Raw genomic sequence first — 2889 nt, 5'->3', positions numbered from 1 at the left:
TTTTAGCAGCAGGTGGTCAGCAGTTGGCTGTCGGAAATCAGCAAACTGGTACGGGAGGCCACAAGTCCGGTGTTGCGGAGGTTTTTATGGTGAAAGAAGTAGCGGGTGTAATTGGTAAAACAGTAATACATGGATTTTTTATAGTTCTTGGGTTCCTGCTTCTGGGAACGGGGCAGGTGAAAGCTCAGGAGACCCAAAAGCAATATCTTTCAGGTACGGATAAAGACCATACTGTGAAATGGGATTTCTTTTGTACGGCAGGAAGGAATTCCGGGAAGTGGAGTAAAATAGCGGTGCCTTCTAACTGGGAATTGCAGGGATTTGGTAAATATGATTATGGCTTTGCAAAAGATTCTGTAAAAGGTAAAGAAAAGGGGCTTTATAAGTATAAGTTTAAAGTTCCCGCCGCCTGGAACGGGAAAAAAGTAAATATCGTATTTGAAGGCTCGATGACCGATACCGAAGTAAAGATTAACGGGGTTTCGGCAGGAGAAATTCATCAGGGAGCTTTTTATGCTTTCCGGTATGACATCTCTAAGCTTTTGAAGTACGGTGCTTCTAACCTCCTGGAAGTAACCGTGGCAAAACATTCGGCAAATAAATCAGTGAATGAAGCAGAGCGGAAAGCGGATTACTGGATCTTCGGCGGAATATTCCGTCCGGTATACCTGGAGGCTTTGCCAGAATCGCATATAGAGAGGGTTGCAGTGGATGCAAAGGCTGACGGACAGTTTAAGGCTCAGGTCTGGACTGGAGGTAGTGCTGATAAAGTAACCGCACAATTGTATTCTGAAAACGGGAACAAATTTGGAAATGAGATCAATAGTGCTCTTGCAAAAGGGACTTCTGACGTATTATTGTCCGGGAGTTTTTCTTCCCCTGAGCTATGGTCTCCTGAATTTCCTAACCTTTACAAAGTTGTTTTCACCCTATATAAGCAGGGAAAAGCTGTTCATACTGTAACTCAGAAAACGGGTTTCAGGACTGTTGATGTGAAGCAACGCGACGGCGTCTATGTAAATGGCGTTAAGATCAAATTTAAGGGTGTGAACCGTCATTCTTTTCATCCCCAGTCAGGAAGGACAACAAGCAAGGCAATCAGTATTGCTGATGTAAACCTGATGAAAGATATGAACATGAATGCGGTTCGCATGTCGCATTATCCCCCCGACGGGCATTTTCTTGATGTGTGCGACTCCCTGGGATTGTTCGTAATGGACGAGCTCGCAGGATGGCATGGCAACTATGACACCCCAACAGGAACGAAGCTGGTGAAGGAAATGATGAGCCACGATGTTAATCATCCTTCTATCGTATTCTGGTCGAATGGAAACGAGGGAGGGCATAACCGCGAGCTGGATCATCTTTTTACTGAACTGGATATTCAAAAGCGTCCGATGGTGCATCCATGGGAAGATTTCAACGGATTTGATACACAGCATTACCGCGAGTTTAATTATGGAATATCTAATTATATGCATGGACACAGTATCGTGATGCCGACCGAATTCCTGCACGGTATGTACGATGGCGGGCATGGTGCCGGATTGGATGATTACTGGAACGAAATGCTGAGGCATCCTTTATCTGCCGGCGGTTTCCTATGGGACTTTGCGGATCAGGCGGTCGTAAGAACGGATAAAAACGGAATTCTTGATACAGATGGCAACCATGGCCCGGATGGTATTGTGGGCCCTTATCATGAAAAAGAAGGCAGTTTTTATACCATTAAAGAAGTATGGAGCCCGGTATTTTTTGAACGGAGGGAAATGACGGAGGACTTTGATGGAGTATTTAATATAGAAAACAGGTATTATTATACGAATCTGAACCAGTGTAGCTTCAGCTGGAAGCTGACTAAGTTTAAGTCGGCAGAGTCGAAGACAGGAGTACTGGCTTCTCCGGATATTAAACCTTTTGAAAAAGGAAGATTGAAGATAGGGTTGCCTTCAGACTGGAGAGATTTTGATGCTTTATATATCACTGCAACAGATCCGCATAAACGGGAACTATTTACCTGGAGCTTTCCGGTTACCTTGCCGGTTAAAGAGGCTTCTGCTCTTGTGACGAAGCAGGGAAACAGTGCTGTTAGTCTGACTGAAACCGATTCTCTTTATCATGTTCAGGCAAACGGCATTAGTCTGAGCTTCAGCAAAAAATCGGGAGTATTAAGAAGTGTGAAGAATGAACGGGGTGTAATTCCTTTTAACAATGGTCCTGTCGTTCAGGAGGGCGTGAATAATTTTAACGGTCTTACTGGTAAGAAAGACGGAGATAACGTCGTTATTGAGTCAACGTTCGACCGCAAAACGGCATATAATACATTACAATGGACTATATATCCATCTGGGTGGGTGAAACTGCATGTCCGGTATTTTCCGGGAGAGTACCTGACCAACTTCGCCGGGGTCAACTTTTCTTTCCCTGAAAGCAAAATGAAGGGCGTTGAATATATGGGAATGGGTCCCTACAGGGTTTGGAGAAACCGGACGAAAGGTAATAAATTTGGTGTTTGGAAAAAGGATTATAATAATACAGAGACCGGCGAAAGTTGGGTATATCCGGAGTTTAAGGGTTATCACTCAAATATGTACTGGTGCAAGTTTAACACAACGGAGCAGCCTTTTACCGTGGTAACGGAGAATGAAGACCTGTTTTTACGTCTGTTCAGTGCTGCCTTCAAAACAGATCAGTGGCATAACTATGAACCCCATTTCCCTTCTGGAGATATCTCCTTTATGCAGGGAATCCCCGGGATCGGCACTAAAACTCAGCGTTCAGACAGAACTGGCCCGATGTCGATGAAGAACCTGTTTTACGATTATGAAAAAGAGCCTGCAAGGGCACTCAACATAGTGCTGTATTTCGATTTCTCCGGAAAACCATAAG

General features: G+C 44.3%; 1 protein-coding gene. It reads left to right on the top strand.

The annotated features are described in order from the left end of the window. Window positions 1–86 precede the first annotated feature (86 nt). The gene (locus tag DDR33_RS23685) at window positions 87–2888 is read left to right on the top strand and encodes a glycoside hydrolase family 2 protein (RefSeq protein WP_109418293.1); all 2802 of its coding nucleotides are present in this window, start codon (window positions 87–89) and stop codon (window positions 2886–2888) included. The last annotated feature ends 1 nt before the right edge of the window (window position 2889 follow it).

This window comes from Pararcticibacter amylolyticus, assembly GCF_003130405.1.
Taxonomy (GTDB): Bacteria; Bacteroidota; Bacteroidia; order Sphingobacteriales; family Sphingobacteriaceae; genus Arcticibacter; species Arcticibacter amylolyticus.
The sequence above is the reverse complement of the archived record's forward strand: the minus strand, read 5'-3'. Positions and strand labels throughout refer to the sequence as shown.